Below are 22,891 nucleotides of genomic sequence, written 5' to 3' on the forward strand. Positions count from 1 at the left end.
CGGCAAACCCTAGCCGTCCCCTGTGGTCAAGGTCTCTGTCATCACGTGCTGCGGGCCACTCGGTTTCTTTGTGGAGTCCCTACGAATGGCCCAATGATTCTTTGCCCGCCGCAGAACCCTTGTCCAAGGGTTTACCGGTTAGTAGCGTTCGCGATGTCCCGAACCGTACTAGGGGTAAGTGGGTGGGCCCGGTGGCGCGCAGGCCGGTGGCGTGGATCGCGGCGGTGGTGCTGTTCGGCGAGGCGCTCGGCATCGCCGCGCTGAACTGGTTCCTCGGCGTCGCCGTCGACCGGCAAAACATGTCCCTGGCCGGGCTCGACCCGCACCTGATGTCCGTGTCGTCGAAGGCCGGCGGGATCGCCTTCGGCCTCTACTTCGCGCTGTGCGGCCTGGTCGCCCTGCTGGTGGCGCTGCGGGACCGGCCCGCGGCGGGCTTCGGCCGGGTGCTGCTGATCAGCGCGGCGGTCGTGCACGGGCTGCTCGGCGCGTTCACCTGGGGACTCGTCGGCTGGCCCGCGTTCTTGTCCATGATGCTGGTACTCGGCCTGATCGTGCTGCTGCTGATGACGTACGACCGTCCGGCCGAGCCCGCCGACGCCGCGCCCCAGGACGGCACGGGCGGCGACGGGACCCCGGTCACTTCTTCGCCGGCTCCCACAACTCCGTGATGCCGACGCCCAGTTCGGCGAGCAGTCGCCGGACGAGGGGCAGGCTGATGCCGATCACGTTGCCGTGGTCGCCGTCGATGCCGTCGATGAACGGGGCCGAGCGGCCGTCCAGTGTGAAGGCCCCGGCGACGTAGAGGGGTTCGCCGGAGGCGACGTAGGCGGCGATCTCCTCGTCGGTGGGCTCGCCGAAGTGGACGACGGTGGACGCGGTGGCGGAGGCGTAGCGGCCGGAGAGCGTGTCGTAGACGCAGTGGCCGGTCTGGAGTGTTCCCGCGCGCCCGCGCATCGCCTTCCAGCGGGCGGTGGCCTCCTCGGCGTCCGCGGGCTTGCCGAGGGCCCGGCCGTCCAGGTCGAGCACCGAGTCGCAGCCGATCACGAGCGCGCCCTTGGCCTCCGGCCGGGCCGCCACGACGGAGGCCTTCGCCTCGGCCAGGGCGAGCGCCAGCTCGGCGGGGGTGGGTGCGGTGACGGCGTCCTCGTCCACCCCGCTCACGATCACCTCGGGGGCGAAACCGGCCTGGCGGAGCAGTCCGAGCCGGGCGGGGGACTGGGAGGCGAGGACGAGTCGGCGGCGCGGCTGATCAGTCATGCGTTCAGCGTATCGGCGTCACCTGACGCCTCTCACCTCACGCCGATCACGATCATCGCCAGCACCATGGCCAACGCCATGAGAACGCCCAGCCGCCGAAGCATGTCCTGCGTGTCCCGCAGTTCTTTCGGCGGTTCGTTCTCGGGGTCGGACCACAGCATGCCTTCCATCGTCGGACGGGGGTCGGGGTGGCGCCTGAGTACGAGTACTCAACTTGTCGCAGGCGCCACCCCTAGGGGTCAGCCCGGCCAGTACGTGCGGCCCCATGCCGCCGGGCCCGGCTGGGGCAGGCGGTGGGCTGCGATGCGGGACGGGTCGGACCAGGAGTCGCGGGTGGCCGGCGCGCCGGGCGGCGTTGCGGCTGCCGCCGCGGCGCGGGCCCTGACCACCGCCAGAGCGGCGGCCAGCTCCTCCGGGGTCGGGTTGCCCCGTACGACCTTGATCGTCATGTGAGCCTCCTGGGCTCGCCGGTGCCAGAGGGGGATGTCGGTGCTAGAGGGGGATGTTGCCGTGCTTCTTCGGAGGCAGGGATTCCCTCTTCGTCCGCAGTTGACGCAGACCGCGTACGACGTGCCGGCGGGTGTCGGACGGCAGGATCACCGCGTCGATGTAGCCGCGCTCGGCCGCGACGTAGGGGTTGAGGAGGGCGTCCTCGTACTCCTGGATCAGCCGGGCGCGAACCGCCTCCAGATCCTCGCCGCCCGCCTCGGCCTCCGCGATCGTGCGGCGGTGCAGGATGTTGACCGCGCCCTGGGCGCCCATGACGGCGATCTGGGCGGTGGGCCAGGCGAGGTTGAGATCGGCACCCAGGTGCTTGGAACCCATGACGTCGTAGGCGCCGCCGAAGGCCTTGCGGGTGATGATCGTGATGAGCGGGACGGTCGCCTCGGCGTAGGCGTAGATCAGCTTGGCGCCGCGGCGGATGATGCCGTCGTGTTCCTGGCCGACGCCGGGCAGGAAGCCGGGGACGTCGACGAACGTGATGACCGGGACGTTGAAGGCGTCGCAGGTCCGCACGAAGCGGGCGGCCTTCTCGCTGGCCTTGATGTCCAGGCACCCGGCGAGCTGCGTCGGCTGGTTGGCGATGATGCCGACCGGGTGGCCCTCGACCCGGCCGAAGCCGGTGACGATGTTCGGCGCGTACAGCGGCTGCGTCTCGAAGAACTCGGCGTCGTCCAGGACGTGCTCGATCACCGCGTGCATGTCGTACGGCTGGTTCGCGCTGTCCGGGACGATCACGTCCAGCTCGCGGTCCTCGTCGGTGACCTCGAGATCGGCCTCCTCGGGGAAGGCCGGCGGCTCGGAGAGGTTGTTGGACGGCAGGTACGACAGCAACTGCTTGATGTACTCGATGGCGTCCTTCTCGTCGCCCGCCATGTGGTGGGCGACGCCGGACATCGAGTTGTGGGTCCTGGCTCCGCCCAGCTCCTCGAAGCCGACGTCCTCGCCGGTGACGGTCTTGATGACGTCGGGCCCGGTGATGAACATGTGCGAGGTCTGGTCGACCATGACCGTGAAGTCGGTGATGGCGGGGGAGTAGACGGCCCCGCCCGCGCACGGGCCGACGACCAAGCTGATCTGCGGGATGACGCCCGACGCGTGGGTGTTGCGGCGGAAGATCTCGCCGTAGGCACCGAGGGAGGCGACGCCCTCCTGGATCCGGGCGCCGCCGGAGTCGTTGATGCCGATGACCGGGCAGCCGGTCTTCAGGGCGAAGTCCATGACCTTGACGATCTTCTGCCCGTATACCTCGCCGAGGGCCCCGCCGAATACGGTGAAGTCCTGCGAGAACACGGCGACCGGGCGGCCGTCGACGGTGCCGTAACCGGTGACGACCCCGTCCCCGTACGGCCGGTTCTTGTCGAGGCCGAAGTTGGTGGAGCGGTGCCGGGCGAACTCGTCCAGCTCGACGAAGGAGCCCTCGTCCAGCAGGAGTTCGATCCGTTCACGGGCCGTCAGCTTGCCCTTGGCGTGCTGCTTCTCGACCGCGCGTGCGGAGCCGGCGTGCGTCGCTTCCTCGATGCGGCGTTGCAGATCCGCGAGCTTGCCCGCGGTCGTGTGAATATCAGGCTGCTGCTCTTCCGGCTCGGACATCGGGATGCGGCTCCCTGCCTGCTCAAAAGGGGGGACGGTTACTCATCCGTAGACTAGTGGGGTGCCTCCGCTTCGGCAGTGCGGCGTTTACCACACCTAGGGTGGCTTGCATGACGCCGCGAGATGCATCAGAGCCGAACGGTAGCCGGTGGTCGGACCTGGACCGTCCGCCCCTCAACATCACCGCCCTGCGCCGGGGGCTGGTGCGTGAGGGCGGGCTGTGGTCCGAGGTGGACGTGGTCCAGCGCACCGGCTCCACGAACTCCGACCTGGTCGCCCGGGCGGCCGAGGGCAGGGCGGCCGAGGGCGCGGTGCTCGTCGCCGAGGAGCAGACGGCCGGGCGCGGGCGTCTGGACCGGCAGTGGACCGCGCCTCCCCGCTCCGGCCTGTTCTTCTCCGTGCTGCTCACGCCGAGCGAGGTGCCGGTGGCGCGGTGGGGGTGGCTGCCGCTGCTCACGGGTGTCGCGGTGGCGACGGGGTTGTCGCGGGCGGCAGGTGTCGACACGGCGCTGAAGTGGCCGAACGACCTGCTGGTCACCGTGCGGGGTGAGGAGCGCAAGGCCGGGGGGATTCTGGCGGAGCGGGCGGGCGACGACGGTGTCGTCATCGGGGTCGGTGTCAACGTCACGCTGAAGGAGGACGAGCTGCCCGTGCCTACGGCGGGGTCGCTGGGGCTGGCCGGGGCCGTGAGCACGGACCGGGATCCGCTGTTGCGGGGGGTGCTGCGGGCTCTGGAGGAGTGGTACGGGAAGTGGCGTGCCGCGGGGGGTGACGCGGGTGCCTGCGGGTTGCACGAGGCGTATGCGGCGGGGTGCGCGACGCTCGGCAGGGAAGTGCGGGCGGAGTTGCCGGGGGATCGGGCCGTGATGGGGGAAGCGGTTGCGGTGGACGGGGACGGGCGGTTGGTGCTGGCTACGGGGGAGGGGGTGCAGGAGCCTGTCGGTGCCGGGGACATCGTCCACTTGCGGCCTGCCCGAGGCTGAGGTCGGGGCGTTGCGCAGCCCGGCGCTGCGGGGTGCCGCTGCCCCGCCCGTGCCGCCCCGAGCGGCACGACTGCCCGCAGCTGGGTAGCCCGTCCGGCGATTGAGGACGAGGCCGTTCAGGCCGAAGCGGGGGTCTGGGGGCGGCAGCCCCCAGGGAGGCCGGGGCGCCAACGCCGAGTGCCAAGCAAACGCCGGGCACCTCACCCCTCCGCTGGACCTAACGGAGTGAGCTGGCGCACACCTGCCGTAGAGTTGAGGCCGGTCGATACATGACCGTGACAGATCGGAAGGGCAGCACGCGTGACCGTCGACGACTCGGGTTCCGGCACGGACGCGCAGGGCGCCGACCCCGGCGAGGATCCGCTCGCCCTGCGTCTGGAACAGCTGATCCTGGGGGCCGAGCGCCGCTACACCCCGTTCCAGGCGGCCCGCAGCGCCGGCGTCTCCATGGAACTGGCCTCCCGCTTCTGGCGGGCGATGGGCTTCGCCGACATCGGGCAGGCCAAGGCGCTCACGGAGGCGGACGTACTCGCACTGCGGCGCCTCGCCGGTCTCGTCGAGGCGGGGCTGCTGAGCGAGGCGATGGCCGTACAGGTGGCCCGGTCCACCGGGCAGACCACCGCGCGGCTCGCCGAGTGGCAGATCGACTCCTTCCTGGAGGGGCTGACCGAGCCGCCCGAGCCGGGCATGACGCGCACCGAGGTGACGTACCCGATCGTCGAGCTGCTCCTGCCCGAGCTGGAGGAGTTCCTGGTCTACGTCTGGCGGCGGCAGCTCGCCGCCTCGGCCGGACGGGTCGTGCAGGCCGCGGACGACGAGGAGATGGTGGACCGGCGGCTCGCGGTCGGCTTCGCCGATCTGGTCGGGTTCACGCGACTGACCCGCCGGATGGAGGAGGAGGAGCTCGGCGAGCTGGTTGAGGCCTTCGAGACCACCGCAGCCGACCTGGTCGCCGCGAACGGCGGCCGGCTGATCAAGACCCTCGGCGACGAGGTGCTGTACGCCGCCGACGACGCGGGCACGGCCGCCGAGATCGCCCTGCGGCTGATCGAGACCATGGCGCACGACGAGACGATGCCGGAGCTGCGCGTCGGCATGGCGTTCGGCACGGTGACCACCCGTATGGGTGATGTCTTCGGTACGACCGTGAACCTGGCCTCCCGGCTCACCTCGATAGCACCGAAGGACGCCGTACTCGTCGACACCGCCTTCGCCGAGGAGCTGATCCGCATGCAGGACGCCCCGTCCTCGGAGGCGGAGGCGGCCGAGGAGGCCGCGGCGGCGGAGAAGGAGGGCGAGGAGCCGCCGACGTACCGGTTCGCGTTGCAGCCGATGTGGCAGCGGCCGGTGCGTGGGCTGGGCGTCGTGGAGCCGTGGCTGCTCACGCGGCGGGACAGCGGCTGACGGGGGCCGACCGCGGGTTTCCGACCGGCCGGGGCTCTCAGCCCGGCGGGTCCACGCACAGGTCGATGACCGGCACGCACAGGCCCGGGTCGTGTGGTTTCTTCGGCTTTTCGGGCTCGGGTGCCGGGGCGGGTGCGGCCCGGTTCGGCGGTAGGGGCGTGGTCGGGGCCGGGCGTGGGGCCTTGCCGTTGCCCGCTGCCGTCGGAGCCGGGGGATTTGTCGTGTCGGTGGTGGTCGAGGGCCGGAGAGTCGCTGCCGTATCCGCCCCTCGGGTGTCGATGGACAGGGACTCGGACGGGGTGGGCGCGGCGGCGGCCGGGCCACGGGTGCCCGGCGACGGGGTCAGGCCGCCCAGGGCGGCGGGCGACGAGGGGCTCGCCTCGGGGGCGGCGGCGGTGTTCGCGGCCTCGTCCGTGCCGGTCGAGACCGGGCCCGGGCCGGGCTCGGCCTCGACGGTGCCGACGCTGTCGGTGCCGGGGCCGGAGGTCAGGCGTACGAGGCTCAGGGCGCCGGCTGCCAGGACGAGGCCGCCGGCGGCGAGCAGGGCCTTGCGGGGGCGGGGCTTGCGGTGCCGGCCTCGGGAGCGGGGGGACGAGGGGCCTGTTTCCGTCGGGTCCGGTTCGTAGGGCGTGGCCGGTTCCCAGGGCCTGCCTGGTGCGTAAGGCGTGTCCCGTTGCGGCTTCGCCGGCGTGTTCGTCGTCGTCATGGTTCCTCCCCGGTACGCACGCGCCCCCAGTGCGCCGCGGCGGATGCACGCTATGCGCTCCCATGGGCGATCGGACCCGAGTTGGGGTGATGTCACCCGAACGGGTGGGCGGGGTGGGGGTGCGGGAACCGGACGCGTCCGCTCTTTCGCGGGTGGGGTGGGGCTGCGATGATCGGGGCGGTGAGGTTGTTAACCCGCGTTAACCGGAGGGTGTCATGAGTGAGGAACGGTTCGGGGAGTTCGTGCTGGTGCGGCGGCATGAGCAGGGGCATGTCGCGGAGCTCGTCCTCGACCGGCCCAAGGCCATGAACGCGGTGTCGACGCAGATGGCGCGGTCCATCGCCGGGGCGTGTGCGGCGCTGGGGGAGGACCGGGACGTACGGGTGGTCGTCCTGACCTCGACGCATGAGCGGGCGTTCTGTGTCGGGGCCGATCTGAAGGAGCGGAACTCGTTCAGTGATGTGGAGCTGGTGCGGCAGCGGCCGGTGGCGCGGGGGGCGTACACCGGGGTGCTGGAGTTGCCGGTGCCGACGGTGGCGGCGGTGCACGGGTTCGCGCTGGGGGGCGGGTTCGAGCTTGCGCTGGCGTGTGACGTGATCGTGGCGGACCGGACGGCGGTGGTGGGGTTGCCGGAGGTGTCGGTGGGGGTGATTCCCGGGGGCGGGGGCACGCAGTTGCTGCCGCGGCGGGTGGGGGCGGCGCGGGCGGCTGAGCTGATCTTCTCGGCGCGGCGGGTGGAGGCTGTCGAGGCGGGGGAGTTGGGGCTGGTCGATCAGGTGGTGGAGGAGGGGCGGGATCGGGAGTCGGCGTTGGCGCTGGCTGCTCGGATCGCCGGGAATTCGCCTGTGGGGTTGCGGGCGGCGAAGCGGGCGTTGCGGTTGGGGCAGGGGTTGGATCTGCGGGCCGGGCTTGAGGTGGAGGATGCGGCCTGGCGGGCTGTGGCGTTTTCGGGGGATCGGGCGGAGGGGGTCGCTGCGTTCAATGAGAAGCGGAGGCCGCAGTGGCCGGGGGAGTGAGCTGAGGGTTGGTTGCTGGGTGCTCGGCGTGGGGGCCGGGGCCGGGTGGGTCCGCAGCCCGGCGGCACGACTCCCGCAGCCAGGCGGGACCGGCGGCCCGCAGCCAGGCGGGACCGTGTTCGCAGCTGGGCGGCTTCGTTCTCCCCGTTCGCCCCGTCAACAGAACCAAATGGCTGGAAACTGCCTAGCCTGGGGTGATGGGTGAGGACAGACGGCTCGTGGCTGTCGTCGCGTTGGCTCAGGGGATGGCGGCCGCGCACGGGTCGCGTGAGGCGTGGCGTGCGGCGGCTGTCGGGGCGTGCCGGGCGCTGGGCGGGAGCTTTGCCGCGCTGTCGGTGTGGGAGCGGGAGCTCGGGCGGCTGAAGGTCCTCGTGAACGTCGGTGAGCTGGCCGACGGGGAGGAGGAGTTCCCGGAGGACGAGTCCTACCCGGTGCACCAGTTCGCGGAGATCACCGAGTTCCTGCACGAGCAGTGGGCCGGTGGCGGGGAGCCGGACGCCTGGGTGGAGACGGCCGAGGGGCCCGCCGCCGGGCGGCGTCCCGGCTACTGCCACCAGCGCGTCGCCGCCCTGCGCCGCCGTGGCCGCGGCTGCTGCGTGGTCGCGCCCATCGTGCTGCACGGCCGGGCCTGGGGCGAGCTGTACGTCGCCCGGCCGGTCGGGGAGCCCGTCTTCGAGCGGGCCGACGCCGACTTCGCCACCGTCCTGGCCGCCGTCGTTGCCGCCGGCATCGCCCAGACCGAGCGGCTGGAGGAGGCCCGGCGCCTCGCGTTCACCGACGCGCTGACGGGACTGGCCAACCGCCGTGCCGTCGACGTACGCCTGGAGCAGGCGATCGAGCGGCACCGCAGGGACGGAGCCGTCGTCAGCCTCGTCGTCTGCGATCTGAACGGGCTCAAGCGCGTCAACGACACCCACGGGCACGCCGCCGGCGACCGGCTCCTGGAGCGTTTCGGCTCCGTGCTGTCGCTGTGCGGGGCCATGCTGCCGGGGGCCCTGGCGGCACGGCTCGGCGGGGACGAGTTCTGTCTGCTCGCGGTCGGGTCGCCCGCCGACCAGGTCGTGAAGGCGGCCGGTGAACTGTGCCGCCGGGCGGCGGAGTTGGAGCTCGGGGACGGTGTGGCCTGCGGGGTCGCCTGCACCGAGGATCCGATCGGGCCCGTGAGCTCCGCCCGCCGGCTGTTCCGGCTCGCCGACGCGGCCCAGTACCGGGCGAAGGCCGAGCGGGCCACCCGGCCGGTCGTCGCCGGGCGGGCCGGGCCCGACGATCCCGTGATGCGGCTCGCGGACGAGCCGCCCCAGGAGGCCGACGGCGAGCGCAGGCGGTTCCGGGGCCGGCACGCGCCCTGACACGAGCCCCGGGCGGTGTGACATATCGGTAAGGGGCGAACCCCGCCCCCAGTGATGACATCATCGAATTCACTGCGTACGCTCCTGAATATGGATATGCACACTGTGGTGGTGGGGACGTCCGGGGTGACCGCGTCCGACGTGCTCGCCGTGGCGCGCGGCGGCGCCCGCGTCCAGCTCTCCGAGCAGGCCGTGGCCGCCCTCGCCGCGGCCCGCGAGATCGTGGACGCGCTGGCGGCCAAGCCCGACCCCGTGTACGGCGTGAGCACCGGCTTCGGGGCCCTGGCGACCCGGCACATCAGCCCGGAGCTGCGCGCACAGCTCCAGCGCAACATCGTCCGCTCGCACGCCGCCGGCATGGGGCCGAGGGTAGAGCGGGACGTCGTACGCGCCCTGATGTTCCTGCGGCTGAAGACCGTCTGCTCCGGACACACCGGCGTACGTCCCGAGGTCGCGCAGACCATGGCCGACCTCCTCAACGCCGGTATCACCCCGGTCGTGCACGAGTACGGCTCCCTCGGCTGCTCCGGCGACCTCGCACCGCTGTCGCACTGCGCGCTCGCGCTCATGGGCGAGGGGGACGCCGAGGGCCCCGACGGTGCCGTGCGCCCGGCCGCCGAACTCCTCGCCGCGCACGGCATCCAGCCGGTCGAACTGCGCGAGAAGGAGGGCCTCGCCCTCCTCAACGGCACCGACGGCATGCTCGGCATGCTGGTCATGGCCCTGGCCGACCTGGACACGCTCTACCGGTCCGCCGACGTCACGGCCGCCCTGTCGCTGGAGGCCCTGCTCGGCACCGACAAGGTCCTCGCCCCCGAGCTGCACGCCATCCGGCCACACCCGGGGCAGGCCGCCAGTGCCGCCAACATGCTGGCGGTGCTGAAGGGTTCGGGGCTGACCGGCCATCACCAGGACGACGCCCCGCGCGTCCAGGACGCCTACTCGGTGCGCTGCGCCCCGCAGGTCGCCGGGGCCGGGCGGGACACCATGGCCCACGCCCGGCTGGTCGCCGACCGTGAGCTGGCCTCCGCGGTGGACAACCCGGTCGTGCTGCCTGGGGGCACCTCCCAGGCTTTCGGCACTGGGGGAGGGCGTGTGGAGTCCAACGGCAACTTCCACGGGGCGCCGGTCGCCTACGTCCTGGACTTCCTCGCCGTCGCCGTCGCCGACCTCGGCTCGATCGCCGAGCGGCGCACCGACCGGCTGCTCGACAAGAACCGCAGCCACGGCCTGCCGCCGTTCCTCGCCGACGACGCCGGTGTGGACTCGGGCCTGATGATCGCTCAGTACACCCAGGCCGCGCTGGTGAGCGAGCTGAAGCGGCTCGCCGTACCGGCGTCCGCCGACTCGATCCCGTCCTCCGCCATGCAGGAGGACCACGTCTCGATGGGTTGGTCGGCGGCGCGCAAGCTGCGCACGGCCGTCGACAACCTCACCCGGGTCCTGGCCGTCGAGCTGTACGCCGCCACACGCGCGATCGAACTGCGCGAGGGACTGACCCCGGCGCCCGCGACGCGGGCGGTCATCGACGCCCTGCGGGAAGCGGGAGTTCAGGGCCCGGGACCGGACCGGTTCCTGGCGCCCGACCTGGCCGCGGCGGACGCGTTCGTGCGCGACGGGCGGCTGCTGGCAGCGGTGCAGACGGTCACCGGCCCGCTTCAGTAGACGCGCTTCAGTAAGAGAAGGACTGCGTTTCAGCAGGAGAAGACCGGCCGGGGCCCTGCCGTGCGACAGGGCCCCGGCCGGGTGACGTCACAAGCCGAGCCGTTCCCGGCGGACCGAGTACGCGACGAAGCCCGCGCCCAGCGTGAGGAAGAGCGTGCCGCCGAGGACGTACGGCGTGCTGTCGAAGCTGCCCGTGTCGGCGAGGCGGGTGCCGGTGACGGTGTCGCCCGCGGTCGTGGCCGCGATCCGCGCCTGCTCCGCGACCTGCGGCGACGGGCTCGCCGCGACCGCGTCTCTCACCGGGGAGTCCGACGTCGCGTTGGCGGACGGGACGAACCACAGGGCGCCCAGCAGGGTCGCCGCGGCAGTGGCGGTCAGCAACGGACGGCGAGCGGATGACACGGAATATCGATCCCCTTGTGGCGCTGGCGAATTGGCCGTGTGGGGCGATGTTAGTGAAAGTCGCGGGTCACGGGAAAGTCACGGGAGGTCCTCGACGTACGCTCGCGCCATGAGCACTCCAGAGACATCACGTTTTGTCCGGCTTCGGGTGGAACTCGTTCTCGAAATCGAGGACGCGGACGGGATCACCAAGGCCGCGCTGCGCCGGATCGCCGACGACGGTGGGATGCCGGCGGCGGAACGAGTCCACGCCGAGGGCGCTGTGACGGAAGACACGGCGGAGGCCCTCGCGTACCTCGTGGACCCCTTCGACCTGGTCAGCCAGGTGCCGGGGGTGGAGCTCCAGCAGGCCGGCTGGAGCAGCGAGCGGATCGACTACGACCCCGATTCGCCGGAGTGGGACCTCGACGAGGATGATGTCGACGACGACAGTGACAACTGAGGCACTTGGGAAAATAGTGACCCCGGGCGGCAACCGTCGTCCGGGGTCTTGGCGTCTCAAGCGGCGCACCGGCCTGATCCGCACCGTCCGCGCCCGTTCGCCGCGGGCGGGCGCGGACGTGGTGATCCCCACACGTGCGCGACATGGGGAACCGGACGAACCGGTCGTAGCGTTGAAAGTTCTGGGTGAGGACTCACGAGTCCTGACAGGGGCACTTGGACTTCGACGGGGACACTCGGGGTTTTGGGCAAATCGGCAACGATGGAGAAGCGTGTGATGAGGGTCAGTAAGCGGCGCAGGGGCCTGACGGTCGCGTCCGCACTGCTCGGCGGAGTGCTGGTGCTCTCGGCCTGTTCCGGCGGCGGTGACAGCGCCTCCGGGGGCGACGGCGGCGACAGCTCCCAGTCGAAGGTCGACGAGGCCGCGGCCAAGAAGGCCTCCAAGGCCCAGATCAAGATCACGCCCGAGGACGGCTCCGACAACGCCTCCATCAACAACTCCGCCGCCGTCACCGTGAGCAAGGGCACGCTCACGAGCGTCAAGATGACGACGTCCGACGGCGCGGAGGTCAGCGGCGAGATATCCGCCGACAAGACCAGCTGGAAGCCCAGCACGCAGCTGGAGCGCTCCACCACCTACAAGCTGGCGGCGGAGGCGAAGGACTCCGAGGGCCGCGTCGCCCACGAGAACGCCTCGTTCACCACGGTCTCCCCCGCCAACAGCTTCATCGGCAACTTCACCCCGGACGACGGCACCACCGTGGGCGTCGGCATGCCGGTCTCGATCAACTTCGACAAGGCGATCACCAACAAGGCCGCCGTCCAGAAGGGCGTCAAGGTCAGCACGACCAGCGGCCAGGAGGTCGCCTGCCACTGGTTCAACGCCAACCGCATGGACTGCCGTCCCGAGGACTACTGGAAGGAAGGCTCCACCGTCACGCTGAAGCTCGCGCTCGACGGTGTCGAGGGTGCCGAGGGCGTCTACGGCGTCCAGCAGAAGACGGTCACGTTCAAGGTCGGCCGCAACCAGGTCTCGTACGTCGACGCGAAGACCAAGCAGATGAAGATCACGCAGGACGGCAAGGTCGTCCGGACGATCCCCATCTCCGCCGGCTCGCCGGAGAACAAGACCTACCAGGGCATCATGGTGATGTCCGAGAAGTTCAAGGAGACGCGCATGAACGGCGCGACCGTGGGCTTCACGGACGACGACGGCAAGGGCGAGTACGACATCAAGGACGTGCCGCACGCCATCCGCCTGTCCAGCTCCGGCACCTTCATCCACGGCAACTACTGGGGCGCGAAGTCCATCTTCGGTAACGTGAACACGAGCCACGGCTGCGTCGGCCTCCAGGACGCGAAGGGCGCCGACGACCCGAACACCCCGGGCGCGTGGTTCTACAACAACTCGATGATCGGTGACGTGGTGGTCGTCGAGAACACCGGCGACAAGACCGTCGCGCCGGACAACGGGCTCAACGGCTGGAACATGAGCTGGGCCGACTGGAAGGCCGGTTCGGCGGTCTGACGACCCCGTAGCTGCACGTAAGGGAGCCGCCGCCCTGCCCCGATCCCGGGGCGGGCGGCGGCTTCCGTCTTCTCCCCGTCTCTTGTGTCAAGGAGAACACGCGTGCGCAATCGTCCAGCCCTGTAACGGAGTTCCGGCAGCCGTGTAACAGCCTGCCGACGGATCTCTTACCTTCCTCTCACCTATTGAGCACCTGATCACCCCTCGGCATACTGCGTGTTCCGGGGGGTGTACGCCCATGCGTACGAGACCACCCCCGGCCGGGTGAACGGGGAATTCACCCGGTACTTCTGCAAGGGGGAAACTTGCGCAGACAAGTGAAAAGAGCGTGCGCGGCCACGGTCGCCACAGCGGCAGCCGTGGCCCTGGCGGCGGGTATGACCAGCCCGGCGTCGGCGAACGGCGAGCAGACGACCGCAGCCGCGAAGCAGGCGTCGGTCACCGCCAAGCACCGCATCACGCTGATCACCGGTGACCGGGTCGTCCTGGACGCCAAGGGCCGTGTCATCGGCCTGGAGCGGGCCAAGGGACGCGAGGACATTCCCGTCCAGGTCCGCAAGCTCGACGGACACACGCTCGTGATCCCGGCCGACGCGGCCCGCCTGGTCGCCACCGGCAAGCTCGACCAGCGGCTCTTCGACGTCACCGAGCTCAACAAGTCCGCGACCCGCAAGGCCCAGAAGAAGGGCCTGAAGGTCATCGTCGGCTACCAGGGCAGCGCCGCGGCCACCAAGGCCGACGTACGCGACGCGGGCCGGCTGAGCCACTCTCTGAAGACCGTGAACGCGGACGCCGTTCAGACGCCGCAGGAGGACGCGCCCGAGCTGTGGAACGCGGTCACCAACGGCGACAAGACCGCCTCCGGCATCGCGCACGTCTGGCTCGACGGTGTCCGCAAGGCCAGCCTCGACAAGTCCGTCCCGCAGATCGGCGCCCCCAAGGCATGGGCGGCCGGCTACGACGGCAAGGGCGTGAAGATCGCCGTCCTGGACACCGGTGTCGACGCCACCCACGCCGACCTCAAGGGCCAGGTGATCGGTGCCAAGAACTTCACCACCTCGCCCGGCACGACCGACAAGGTCGGCCACGGCACGCACGTCGCCTCCATCGCGGCCGGTACCGGCGCGAAGTCCGGCGGCAAGTACAAGGGTGTCGCGCCCGGCGCGAAGATCCTCAACGGCAAGGTGCTCGACGACGGCGGGTTCGGCAGCGACTCCGAGATCCTCGCCGGCATGGAGTGGGCCGCCGCCGAGGGCGCCGACGTCGTCAACATGAGCCTGGGCGGCGGCGACACGCCCGCGATCGACCCGCTGGAAGCGGCGGTGAACAAGCTGTCCGAGGAAAAGGGCATCCTGTTCGCCATCGCGGCCGGCAACGAGGGCAACTTCGGCGAGCAGACCATCGGCTCCCCGGGCAGCGCCGCCGCGGCCCTGACCGTCGGCGCGGTCGACGACAAGGACGTGCTGGCCGACTTCTCCAGCCGTGGCCCCGGCATGGACGGCGCCCTCAAGCCCGACGTGACCGCGCCCGGCGTGGACATCACCGCGGCCTCCGCCAAGGGCAACCTGATAGCCGACGAGGTCGGTGAGAAGCCGGCCGGCTACATGACGATCTCCGGTACGTCGATGGCGACCCCGCACGTCGCGGGCGCCGCGGCCCTGCTGAAGCAGCAGCACCCGGCGTGGAAGTACGCCGAGCTGAAGGGCGCCCTCACCGGTTCCACGAAGGGCGGCAAGTACACGCCGTTCCAGCAGGGTTCGGGCCGTATCCAGGTCGACAAGGCCATCAAGCGGTCCGTGATCGCCGACCCGTCGTCGGTGAGCTTCGGCGTCCAGCAGTGGCCGCACACCGACGACAAGCCGGTCACCAAGGAACTGACGTACCGCAACCTCGGTACCAAGGACGTCACGCTGAAGCTGACGTCGACCGCCACCAACCCGAAGGGCCAGGCCGCCCCGGCCGGCTTCTTCAAGCTCGGCGCCACCTCGGTGACCGTCCCGGCCGGCGGCAAGGCCTCCGTCCCGTTCACCGTGAACACCAAGCTCGGCGGCACGGTCGACGGCGCCTACTCGTCGTACGTGACGGCGACGGGCGGCGGCCAGACCGTCCGCACGGCCGCCGCGGTGCAGCGCGAGGTCGAGTCGTACGACGTCACGCTGAAGTTCGTCGGCCGTGACGGCAAGCCCACCAAGAACTACAGCGCCGACCTGGCCGCCGTCTCGGGCCTGGGCAAGGGCAAGTTCTTCATGCCGTACGACGAGGACGGCACCGTCACCACCCGTGTGCCCAAGGGCGGTTACGTCCTCAACACGAACGTCTACATGGGCGACGACCCGGAGAAGTTCCAGGGCGCCGACTGGCTGGCCCAGCCCAAGCTGAACGTCACCAAGAAGACGACGGTCACGCTGGACGCCCGCAAGGCCAAGCCGGTCAACATCACCGTGCCGGACAAGGCCGCCAAGTCGGAGTTCGCCTATGCCGACTACACGGTGGAGACGAAGGACTCCAGCTACGGCTTCGGCTGGATGCTCGACTCGTACGCCGACATCCGCACCGCGCACGTCGGCCCGCAGATCACCGACGGTTCGGTGACCCAGCAGTGGGACGGCCACTGGACCAAGGGTGACAAGGAGCAGTACGACGTCACCGGCGGCGGCAAGGTCAAGCAGCTCGCCACCGGCTACACCAAGCACTACAAGGCGAGCGAGCTCGCCACGGTGAAGGCGGGCCTCGGCGCCGCGGCGAAGGGCAAGAAGGGCTCGCTCAGCGCCGTGGGCTGGCTGCCGTGGAGCAGCGGCGCCTCCTCGATCGGCATCGAGCAGTCCCTGCCCGGCACGCGGACGCTGCACCTGTCCGCCACGGGCGGCGTGCAGTGGCAGCTCGACTTCTCCCAGTACGGCGGTGTCGACGCGGACGGCTTCCCGGTCGACGAGGCCGGCTACACGCTGGGCACGCAGAAGTTCGCCGCCGGCAAGACCTACTCGAAGACCGTCAACACTGCCGTCTTCGGACCGCGTATCAACAGCGATTTCGGCATCTTCCGTGAGGGCAACCAGCTCTTCGGCTCCCTGCCGCTGTTCGCGGACGGCAAGGGCAACGCGGGCTACTCGAAGTTCTCCTCGGTCAACACGACCCTGTACCGCAACGGCAAGAAGGTCGGCAGCAACGACGACCCGCTGTTCGGCGAGAAGCAGTTCAAGGTCCCGGCCGGTGACGCCGAGTACAAGCTGACGACGTCGGTCAAGCGCAGCGTCAAGGTCGCGGCGGCCTCCACCCGCATCGACGCCAGCTGGACGTTCCGCTCCAAGAAGACCTCCGGCATCAAGATGCTGCCCGCCTCCACGGCCCGCTTCAACGCGGTCACGGGGCTGGACAGCAAGGTCCCGGCCGGCAAGACGGTCAGCATCCCGGTCACCGTCGAGGGCGCGGCCAAGGGCAGCAACCTGAAGTCGCTGTCGGTGTATGTGTCGTACGACTACGGCAAGACCTGGAAGAAGCTCACCGTCAAGAAGGGCAAGGTCAGCTTCAAGAACCCGGCGAAGGGGAAGGCCATCTCCTTCCACGCCAAGATCGCCGACAAGAAGGGCAACAAGTCGACGGTCTCGATCTACAACGCGTACTACGGCAAGTGAGCCGCAGGGCTCGCCCGCAGGGTGAGCTGTAGGACTCGTCAGCGAGCGGCCCGTCGGAAGCCTCGGCTTCCGGCGGGCCACTCGCGTTCACTGAGCCGGAGTACCGGCCCCCGCCCGGGTCGCGTCCGCGCCCCAGCTCGCCAGTAGCCGCAGCGCCTCCGCCGACGGGGAGCCCGGTTCCGCGTGGTACGTGAGCAGGGACTGCTCGGCGTCGTCGACCAGGCGGAACGTCTCGAAGGACAGGGTCAGGTCACCCACCAGCGGGTGCCGCATCCGCTTGACGCCGTAGCTCTTCTCCTTGACGTCGTGCGCGGCCCACAGTCGGCGGAACTCCTCGCTCTTCACGGAGAGCTCGCCCACCAGGGCGGAAAGCCGCGGGTCGTCCGGATGGCAGCCCGCGTCCATGCGCAGATAGCCGACGATGTCGGACGCCTTCTGGTCCCACTCGACGAACAGCTCGCGGTAGTCGGGCCTGAGGAACACCAGCCGCGCCCAGTTGCGCTCCGCCGCCGGCAGCTCCCCCCAGTCGCCGAAGAGGGCCGCGGCCATCCGGTTCCAGGCCAGGATGTCCGAGCGGCGCCCGACGACGTACGCCGGGACGGTGTCGATCGAGTCCAGCAGATGCCGCAACGCCGGCCGTACCTGCTGGGCCCGCGCCGTCTGCTTCTTCTTGTGCTGCTTCGGCTTCGCCAGGTGCATCAGGTGGGCGTGCTCGGCGCCGGTCAGCCGCAGGGCGCGCGCGATCGCGTCCAGCACCTCCGCCGAGACGTTGCGCCCGTTGCCCTGCTCCAGCCGTGTGTAGTACGCCACGGACACCCCGGCCAGCTGAGCCAGCTCCTCACGGCGCAGCCCCGGCACCCGCCGCCGCCCGAAGGCGGGCAGCCCCACGTCCTCCGGCTTCAGCCGGGCACGCCGGGTGCGCAGGAACTCACTGAGCTCGGCACGCCGGTCCAGGCCCCCGCCGGTCTGAGGTGCGGGCTCCTGTACGGGTTCGGGCTGTTCGTCCATGCCCTCCAGTATTCACGGTCGTACGCACACGAGCCTGACCCCGCCAGTGGTACGCACGCTGTGCGTACGCAAAAGCGTGGTCTGGGTAAACACGCGCGGGTTTGGCACGGTGGTGATCGTGCCCGGTCAGAACATCAGAAGGCAGCCGGGCACGGAACCCTGCTAGGAGAACCCCCGGCATGACCACTGTTGCTGCGTACGCCGCCCCCGCGCCCAAGGCTCCCCTGGAGCGCACCACCATCGAGCGCCGCGATGTCGGCGAGTTCGACGTCCTGATCGACATCAAGTTCGCCGGTATCTGCCACTCCGACATCCACCAGGCCCGCGAGGGCTGGGGCGAGGGCATCTTCCCGATGGTCCCCGGCCACGAGATCGCCGGTGTCGTCTCCGAGGTCGGTCCGGGCGTGACGAAGTTCGCCGTCGGCGACCGCGTGGGCGTCGGCTGCATGGTCGACTCCTGCCGCGAGTGCGAGAACTGCAAGGCCGGACGTGAGCAGTACTGCCTCAAGGGCAACGTCCCGACGTACAACGGCATAGGCAAGGACGGCGAGCCCACCTACGGCGGCTACTCGCAGAAGGTCGTCGTCGACGAGAACTTCGTCGTCCGCATCCCCGGCGGCCTCTCCCTCGACGTCGCCGCGCCGCTGCTGTGCGCCGGTATCACCCTCTACTCCCCGCTCAAGCGCTTCGGCGCCGGTCCCGGCAAGAAGGTCGCGATCGTCGGCCTGGGCGGCCTCGGCCACATGGGCGTGAAGATCGCGCACGCACTGGGCGCCGAGGTGACCGTGCTGTCGCAGTCCCTGCGCAAGCAGGAGGACGGCCTGAAGCTGGGCGCGGACCACTACTACGCCACCAGCGACCCGAAGACCTTCGAGGAGCTGGCCGGCACCTTCGACCTGATCGTCTCCACGGTCTCGGCGCCGCTGGACTTCGGCGCCTACCTCTCGCTGCTGAAGACCGAGGGCACGCTGGCGAACGTGGGCGCCCCCGAGGAGCCCATCGCCCTCAACCTCTTCTCGGTGATCGGCGGCGGCAAGACCCTCGCCGGTTCCATGATCGGCGGCATCGCGGAGACCCAGGAGATGCTGGACTTCTGCGCCGAGCACGGCCTCGGCTCCGAGATCGAGCTGATCCGCGGTGACGAGATCAACGAGGCGTACGAGCGGGTGGTCGCCAGCGACGTGCGCTACCGGTTCGTGATCGACACGGCGACCATCTGAGACCGGACGGTTTCGCATCCGCCCTGAGGGCCCCGGCGCGCTGCCGGGGCCCCCAGGGCGTTCGTGATGCACGAGGAGGTGGCCGCGGGGTACACGGGGGAGTGCACCAGGGGGCGCCAGGTACGTCGTTCGTCAGGTACGTCAGGGGAGGCCCACCATGACCGTGCAGCTGAACCACACCATCGTCGCCGCGCACGACAAGCGCGTCTCGGCCCGGTTCCTCGCCGACATCCTGGGGCTGGACGTGAGCCCGCCCTACGGCCCGTTCCTCCCGGTCGAGATCCCCAACGGCGTGACGCTCGACTACATGGACAGTCCCGGCGCCATCACGCCGCAGCACTACGCCTTCCTCGTCTCGGAGGACGAGTTCGACCAGATCTTCGCCCGGATCCGGCAGGCCGGTCTGACGTACTGGGCGGATCCGTTCCACAGCCGTCCCGGCGAGATCAACCACCACGACGGCGGCCGCGGCGCGTACTTCGACGACCCCGACGGCCATCGCCTGGAGATCATCACACGGCCGTACGGCAGCGGCGGCTGAGTCCTCGCATCCCCGGCTCGTCACATCTTCGCGCCGCCTCTCGTCATACCGGCGAAGGCGACATCAGAAGACGAAGAGCTGGGGAGCAGCCATGACATCACCGATCCTGGTCATCGGCGGCACGGGCACTCTGGGCGGCCACGTCCTGCCGCTGCTGCGCGCGTCCGGCCACGAGGTGCGGGTCCTCACCCGGCACGCCCGTCCCGCCACGGACGGTGTCGAGTACGTCACCGGTGACCTGCTGAAGGGCGAGGGCGTCGAGGCCGCCGTCGACGGCGTGGAGACCGTGCTGCATCTGGCGGGCGGCCCCAAGGGCGACGACGAGGCGACCCGCACCCTGGTGCGCGCCGCCTCCCGGGCCGGCGTACGGCACCTGCTCTACATCTCGGTCATCGGCGCGGACCGGGTCCCACTGGCCTGGATGCGGACGAAGCTGGAGTCGGAGCGGGCCGTCGCCGAATCCGGCATCCCGTGGACGACCCTGCGCGCGGCCCAGTTCCACGACCTGGCGTTGACCATGGTCGAGAAGATGGCGAAGCTGCCGGTCTTCCCGGTACCCGGTGGCCTCCGGCTCCAGCCGGTGGACTCCCGGGAGGTCGCCGCCCGCCTCGCGGAACTGACCCTCGGCGCCCCGTCCGGCCTCGTCCCGGACCTGACCGGCCCGCACCTCTACGACCTCGCCGCCCTGGCCCGCCCCTACCTCGGCCTGCGGGGCCGGCGCCGACCGATGCTGCCGGTGCGGATTCCCGGGAAGGCGGGGCGGGCGTACCGGGCGGGGGCGAACCTGACGCTGGCGGGGGCGGAGGAAGGGAAGCGGACCTGGGAGGAGTTCCTTCAGGAGAGGCTGGGCTGAGCGTCACCCGGAGCGACTCGGCTGGCCCTGCTCGCCGAAGGTCCACACGGCACGGGACCCCGGGCCGACGACGAGGGCCGAGTGGCCGATCCGCTCCTCGTGCCGGTGCGACACCGGCCTGTTCAGCGACATCTCGACCTGCCGCAGTCCCACCTGGTCGAGGGGCACGGCGTCGAACCGCAGTGTGGTGCCGCCGCCCTGTGCGACGGCGCCCCCGCCGGGCAGGGACCGCACGGCGAACCCGCCGGCCTTCAGCAGCGGCAGCGTGCCTGCGAGGTCCCGGGCGGTCACCGCGAGCCGGATGCCGGTCACGTCCCGCATCAGATGGTCGCGGTAGGCGTCGGACAGGTAGCGCTCCCTTCCCACGTCACCCGGGTGTGCGGCGGGCTCGGTGTTGCCGCGCGGGTCGGCGAAGTACTCCGGCCGGTACTCCATGCCCCAGGCGCCGAAGAGGTCGTACTGGTCGGTGGTGAAGACGGCGTCAAACCAGGGCACCGGGACGCCGTCGCCGAAGTCGCGGGTCTGCCGGAACTCGACGGGGTCGCGCTGATCCCCAGCTCCCGCAGCCGCGTGATCACCCTCGCCAGGTCGCCCTCCCGCTCGGTCGAGACGCCCATGCCGCCGGCGCCGAGGGTGCCGTCCTTGCCGGGGAGGTCGCCGGTCCCGAACAGCTCGATGTAGGTCTCGCGGCCCATCAGATAGCGGCCGGTCCAGGTCTGCCCGCCGGAACCGGTCGTGGTGCGCACCTGGAAGTTGGCGAAGTCCCTCAGAAAGGCGGAGTGCTCGATGGCGTCGGCGGTCTCCCGGTCGAGCACGCCGTAGACACCTCAGGCGCTCAAGGTGTCAAGCAGCTGCGGCGAGAGCGGTCGGAAAGGCCGTTTGTTCGTCGAACAGCGTGTGGTGCTGGAGACAGTAGTAGAGCTGTCCGAGCATGCGGTTGAAGAGGTTGCGCTGGGCGGCGGCGTGCCAGTCTCCGTGGTCGTCGCGGCGGCGCCGGTAGTGGGCCTTGGCGCCGGGCGAGGCTGTGATGGAGGAGAAGGCCCAGAGGTAGCCGGCGTGGTTGAGGCGGTCGTTTTTCACCCACCTGCGCGTGATGCTCGACTTCTTGCCGGAGGCCCTGGTGATAGGCGATGCACCGGCGTATGCCTTCAGGCCACGTGCGTCCGCGAAGCGGCTGCGGTCGTCTCCGATTTCGGCGAGCACCCGGGCGCCGAGCTGGACGCCGAGGCCGGGGAAGCTGAGGATGATCTCAGCGTCCGGGTGCTGAGGGAAAGCCTCTTCGACCGCCTCGGTGAGGTCGTCGGCGGCGGTGCAGGCGGCCTCCAACTGGACCAAGAGCGCGAGCATTTGCTTGCCCAGCGCGTTCTCGACCAACGGCGGCTGGTGAGCGTAGTCGTCACGGAAGACGCCACGAAGCCGCTCAGCTTCGGCCGTGATGCCGCGCTTGCGGCCCGCTCGCTTGAGTGCGGCCTCCAGCTGCGTGCGGGTCAACCTGGCGGTCCGGGTCGGCGTCGGGGCCGCCTTCAGAAGCTCCCGGGCCTCCGGCCGGCACAGACCGTTGCGCCAGGGCTCGAAGGCCGCCAGGGCCGCCGGGTAGTACTCCCGCAACAGCGAACGGAGCTGGTTGGACAACTGCTGGCGGTTCCAGAGCGAGTCCTGCTGAGCACGGGCGAGGACAGCGATCGCGCGGCCCAAGTCGCTGTCGTTGGGCAGGGGCCGGTGGGCGTGCATATCGGTGCGCAGGATGTTCGCGAGCACCAGGGCGTCGCCGGCGTCGGACTTCTTGCGCGAGACCGAGTGCCGGTCACGGTAGCGGGCGGCGGCCATCGGGTTGATCGCGAACACCTGCCGCTTGCCGGCCCGCAGCACCGCCACGATCAGGCCCCGCGAGGTCTCGATCGCGACCGGGATCGGGTTCTCCTCGCTGTCGCCGAACTCGACCAGCAGGTCCAGCAGGATCTTGTAGCCCGCGGCGTCGTCGGTGATGTGCCGCTTGGCCAGTAACTGGCCGCTGTCGTCGACCAGGGCGACGTCGTGTGTCCGCTCCGCCCAGTCGATGCCGCAGTAGATCAAAATGGCCTCCCCATGGTTCAGTTTGTGCAGGTCACGAGCTCATGCGGAACCACGCGGCGACCTAATCCCAGGACTCGGCACGAGGGCCGGTCCGCCACCTCAGTAGCCGTTCGTGGCACCAGCTCACCCCACGGGCCTCGGTCTATCCAGGAGCTCAGACGGCTCGGGCTTCGCAAGAGGTCACCATGCAGCGGGCTCGCACCACCAACACCAACGAGTGATCAAGGGGCGAGTGTTGACGCTCGACGGCCCTGGACGCTGCCGCTCTGTGGGGAGGTCTTACGACCAGGTGCATGGGAGACATACGTCCAAGACCGACGATCATCAACAATCGCCCTGCGCTGGCAGCGGTGACGGCCGGGCAGGTGCCGAGCGCCGCGCGGTCTACAGCGAGGCGTCAACGCCCGGCGTGATTCAGGCATTCGCTCGGCACCGGCCCGGCCGTCGCCACAAGCCGCAGGACTGTCTGCCGCTCTGTGGCGAGACACCGTATGTCCGGATGCGGTCGGGCATGACGGCCCTGCTGTTCGAAACGTCCGGGGGTTCCTGCACTGCCCCGGCCCGTCCTTACATGGGGATTAGGCGTGGTTGTAGAACAGGAGCTGCCGCCCGCCGTCCCCGGCCCGCGCGGAGCTCACCCCGCCCTGGACCGCCCCCGCGAGGGCCAGGGCGACGACCATGATCACCTGTAATGCTCGTCTGACCGTCATGCGCAGGAG

General features: G+C 70.5%; 21 protein-coding genes and 1 pseudogene. 12 read left to right on the forward strand and 10 right to left on the reverse strand.

Translation table 11 applies throughout. The features are described 5' to 3' along the window. The first annotated feature begins 191 nt into the window (after positions 1-191). Positions 192-668, forward strand: a complete 477-nt coding sequence (locus tag ACIBNA_RS01495) for a hypothetical protein (protein ID WP_399163248.1) — start codon at positions 192-194, stop codon at positions 666-668. Here ACIBNA_RS01495 and ACIBNA_RS01500 read toward each other — a convergent pair. The 4 genes from ACIBNA_RS01500 to ACIBNA_RS01515 all read right to left on the reverse strand — a co-directional run bounded on the left by ACIBNA_RS01500 (position 637) and on the right by ACIBNA_RS01515 (position 3,351). Further along, on the reverse strand, positions 637-1,257 hold the full coding sequence (locus ACIBNA_RS01500; RefSeq protein ID WP_399163249.1) for a Maf family protein: 621 nt from the start codon (positions 1,255-1,257) through the stop codon (positions 637-639). The two genes, ACIBNA_RS01495 and ACIBNA_RS01500, sit on opposite strands and share 32 nt — an antisense overlap. Before the next feature lie 32 nt (positions 1,258-1,289). Continuing rightward, positions 1,290-1,418 carry a morphogenic membrane protein MmpB gene (gene mmpB, locus ACIBNA_RS01505; RefSeq protein ID WP_010045609.1) on the reverse strand — a complete coding sequence of 43 codons (129 nt, stop codon included), beginning with the start codon at positions 1,416-1,418 and terminating at the stop codon, positions 1,290-1,292. 78 nt (positions 1,419-1,496) lie between these two features. Further along, entirely contained in the window at positions 1,497-1,706 is a 210-nt protein-coding gene (locus tag ACIBNA_RS01510) for an acyl-CoA carboxylase epsilon subunit (protein ID WP_031132777.1), read from the reverse strand. Positions 1,707-1,749: 43 nt separating this feature from the next. Continuing rightward, positions 1,750-3,351, reverse strand: a complete 1,602-nt coding sequence (locus ACIBNA_RS01515) for an acyl-CoA carboxylase subunit beta (protein WP_399163250.1) — start codon at positions 3,349-3,351, stop codon at positions 1,750-1,752. A gap of 110 nt (positions 3,352-3,461) precedes the next feature. Here ACIBNA_RS01515 and ACIBNA_RS01520 point away from each other — a divergent pair, with 110 nt between their 5' ends. Both ACIBNA_RS01520 and ACIBNA_RS01525 read left to right on the forward strand, forming a co-directional pair. Further along, positions 3,462-4,334, forward strand: coding sequence for a biotin--[acetyl-CoA-carboxylase] ligase (locus tag ACIBNA_RS01520; RefSeq protein WP_399163251.1), 873 nt, complete (start codon positions 3,462-3,464; stop codon positions 4,332-4,334). Between the two features lie 300 nt (positions 4,335-4,634). Beyond that, positions 4,635-5,738 (forward strand): adenylate/guanylate cyclase domain-containing protein, encoded by a 1,104-nt coding sequence (locus ACIBNA_RS01525; protein ID WP_399163252.1) that lies wholly within the window; start codon positions 4,635-4,637, stop codon positions 5,736-5,738. 37 nt (positions 5,739-5,775) lie between these two features. Here the strand turns inward: ACIBNA_RS01525 and ACIBNA_RS01530 are convergent, their stop codons facing one another. Then, positions 5,776-6,444 (reverse strand): hypothetical protein, encoded by a 669-nt coding sequence (locus tag ACIBNA_RS01530; protein ID WP_399163253.1) that lies wholly within the window; start codon positions 6,442-6,444, stop codon positions 5,776-5,778. 215 nt (positions 6,445-6,659) lie between these two features. On the opposite strand from ACIBNA_RS01530, the gene ACIBNA_RS01535 reads away from it, so the two are divergent. The 3 genes from ACIBNA_RS01535 (at position 6,660) to hutH (ending at position 10,474) form a co-directional block, all read left to right on the forward strand. Further along, on the forward strand, positions 6,660-7,460 hold the full coding sequence (locus ACIBNA_RS01535) for an enoyl-CoA hydratase/isomerase family protein (protein ID WP_399163254.1): 801 nt from the start codon (positions 6,660-6,662) through the stop codon (positions 7,458-7,460). A gap of 197 nt (positions 7,461-7,657) precedes the next feature. Further along, a complete protein-coding gene (locus ACIBNA_RS01540; protein WP_399163255.1) occupies positions 7,658-8,809 on the forward strand; it encodes a diguanylate cyclase domain-containing protein in 1,152 nt (383 codons plus the stop codon). A 96-nt stretch (positions 8,810-8,905) separates the two neighbouring features. Continuing rightward, positions 8,906-10,474: a histidine ammonia-lyase gene (hutH, locus tag ACIBNA_RS01545; protein ID WP_399163487.1), complete on the forward strand. Its 1,569-nt coding sequence runs from the start codon at positions 8,906-8,908 to the stop codon at positions 10,472-10,474. 87 nt (positions 10,475-10,561) lie between these two features. On the opposite strand, the gene ACIBNA_RS01550 is transcribed toward hutH, so the two are convergent. After that, positions 10,562-10,876 (reverse strand): LPXTG cell wall anchor domain-containing protein, encoded by a 315-nt coding sequence (locus tag ACIBNA_RS01550; protein ID WP_399163256.1) that lies wholly within the window; start codon positions 10,874-10,876, stop codon positions 10,562-10,564. Positions 10,877-10,985: 109 nt separating this feature from the next. Between ACIBNA_RS01550 and ACIBNA_RS01555 the strand changes: the two genes are divergently transcribed. From ACIBNA_RS01555 to ACIBNA_RS01565, 3 genes are all read left to right on the forward strand, one after another. Next, positions 10,986-11,318: a hypothetical protein gene (locus ACIBNA_RS01555; RefSeq protein ID WP_399163257.1), complete on the forward strand. Its 333-nt coding sequence runs from the start codon at positions 10,986-10,988 to the stop codon at positions 11,316-11,318. A 276-nt stretch (positions 11,319-11,594) separates the two neighbouring features. Next, a complete protein-coding gene (locus tag ACIBNA_RS01560) occupies positions 11,595-12,845 on the forward strand; it encodes an Ig-like domain-containing protein (RefSeq protein WP_399163258.1) in 1,251 nt (416 codons plus the stop codon). Between the two features lie 317 nt (positions 12,846-13,162). Further along, positions 13,163-16,477, forward strand: a complete 3,315-nt coding sequence (locus tag ACIBNA_RS01565) for a S8 family peptidase (RefSeq protein WP_399163488.1) — start codon at positions 13,163-13,165, stop codon at positions 16,475-16,477. A gap of 87 nt (positions 16,478-16,564) precedes the next feature. Here ACIBNA_RS01565 and ACIBNA_RS01570 read toward each other — a convergent pair whose 3' ends face one another. After that, positions 16,565-17,485 carry a helix-turn-helix domain-containing protein gene (locus tag ACIBNA_RS01570; protein ID WP_399163259.1) on the reverse strand — a complete coding sequence of 307 codons (921 nt, stop codon included), beginning with the start codon at positions 17,483-17,485 and terminating at the stop codon, positions 16,565-16,567. A 179-nt stretch (positions 17,486-17,664) separates the two neighbouring features. Between ACIBNA_RS01570 and ACIBNA_RS01575 the strand changes: the two genes are divergently transcribed. The 3 genes from ACIBNA_RS01575 (at position 17,665) to ACIBNA_RS01585 (ending at position 20,099) form a co-directional block, all read left to right on the forward strand. Next, positions 17,665-18,705, forward strand: a complete 1,041-nt coding sequence (locus tag ACIBNA_RS01575) for an NAD(P)-dependent alcohol dehydrogenase (protein WP_399163260.1) — start codon at positions 17,665-17,667, stop codon at positions 18,703-18,705. A gap of 157 nt (positions 18,706-18,862) precedes the next feature. Further along, positions 18,863-19,246 (forward strand): VOC family protein, encoded by a 384-nt coding sequence (locus tag ACIBNA_RS01580; RefSeq protein WP_399163261.1) that lies wholly within the window; start codon positions 18,863-18,865, stop codon positions 19,244-19,246. Between the two features lie 91 nt (positions 19,247-19,337). Continuing rightward, positions 19,338-20,099 carry an SDR family oxidoreductase gene (locus tag ACIBNA_RS01585; RefSeq protein ID WP_399163262.1) on the forward strand — a complete coding sequence of 254 codons (762 nt, stop codon included), beginning with the start codon at positions 19,338-19,340 and terminating at the stop codon, positions 20,097-20,099. A gap of 3 nt (positions 20,100-20,102) precedes the next feature. Here the strand turns inward: ACIBNA_RS01585 and ACIBNA_RS01590 are convergent. From ACIBNA_RS01590 to ACIBNA_RS01600, 3 genes and pseudogenes are all read right to left on the reverse strand, one after another. Then, positions 20,103-20,914: pseudogene (locus tag ACIBNA_RS01590) on the reverse strand (DUF5829 family protein). Positions 20,915-20,942: 28 nt separating this feature from the next. Continuing rightward, positions 20,943-22,172 (reverse strand): IS110 family transposase, encoded by a 1,230-nt coding sequence (locus ACIBNA_RS01595; protein ID WP_399163263.1) that lies wholly within the window; start codon positions 22,170-22,172, stop codon positions 20,943-20,945. 578 nt (positions 22,173-22,750) lie between these two features. Beyond that, a complete protein-coding gene (locus tag ACIBNA_RS01600; protein ID WP_399163264.1) occupies positions 22,751-22,882 on the reverse strand; it encodes a hypothetical protein in 132 nt (43 codons plus the stop codon). Positions 22,883-22,891 lie beyond the last annotated feature (9 nt).

This window comes from Streptomyces sp. NPDC050164, from assembly GCF_044459945.1.
GTDB lineage: Bacteria > Actinomycetota > Actinomycetes > Streptomycetales > Streptomycetaceae > Streptomyces > Streptomyces coeruleorubidus_A.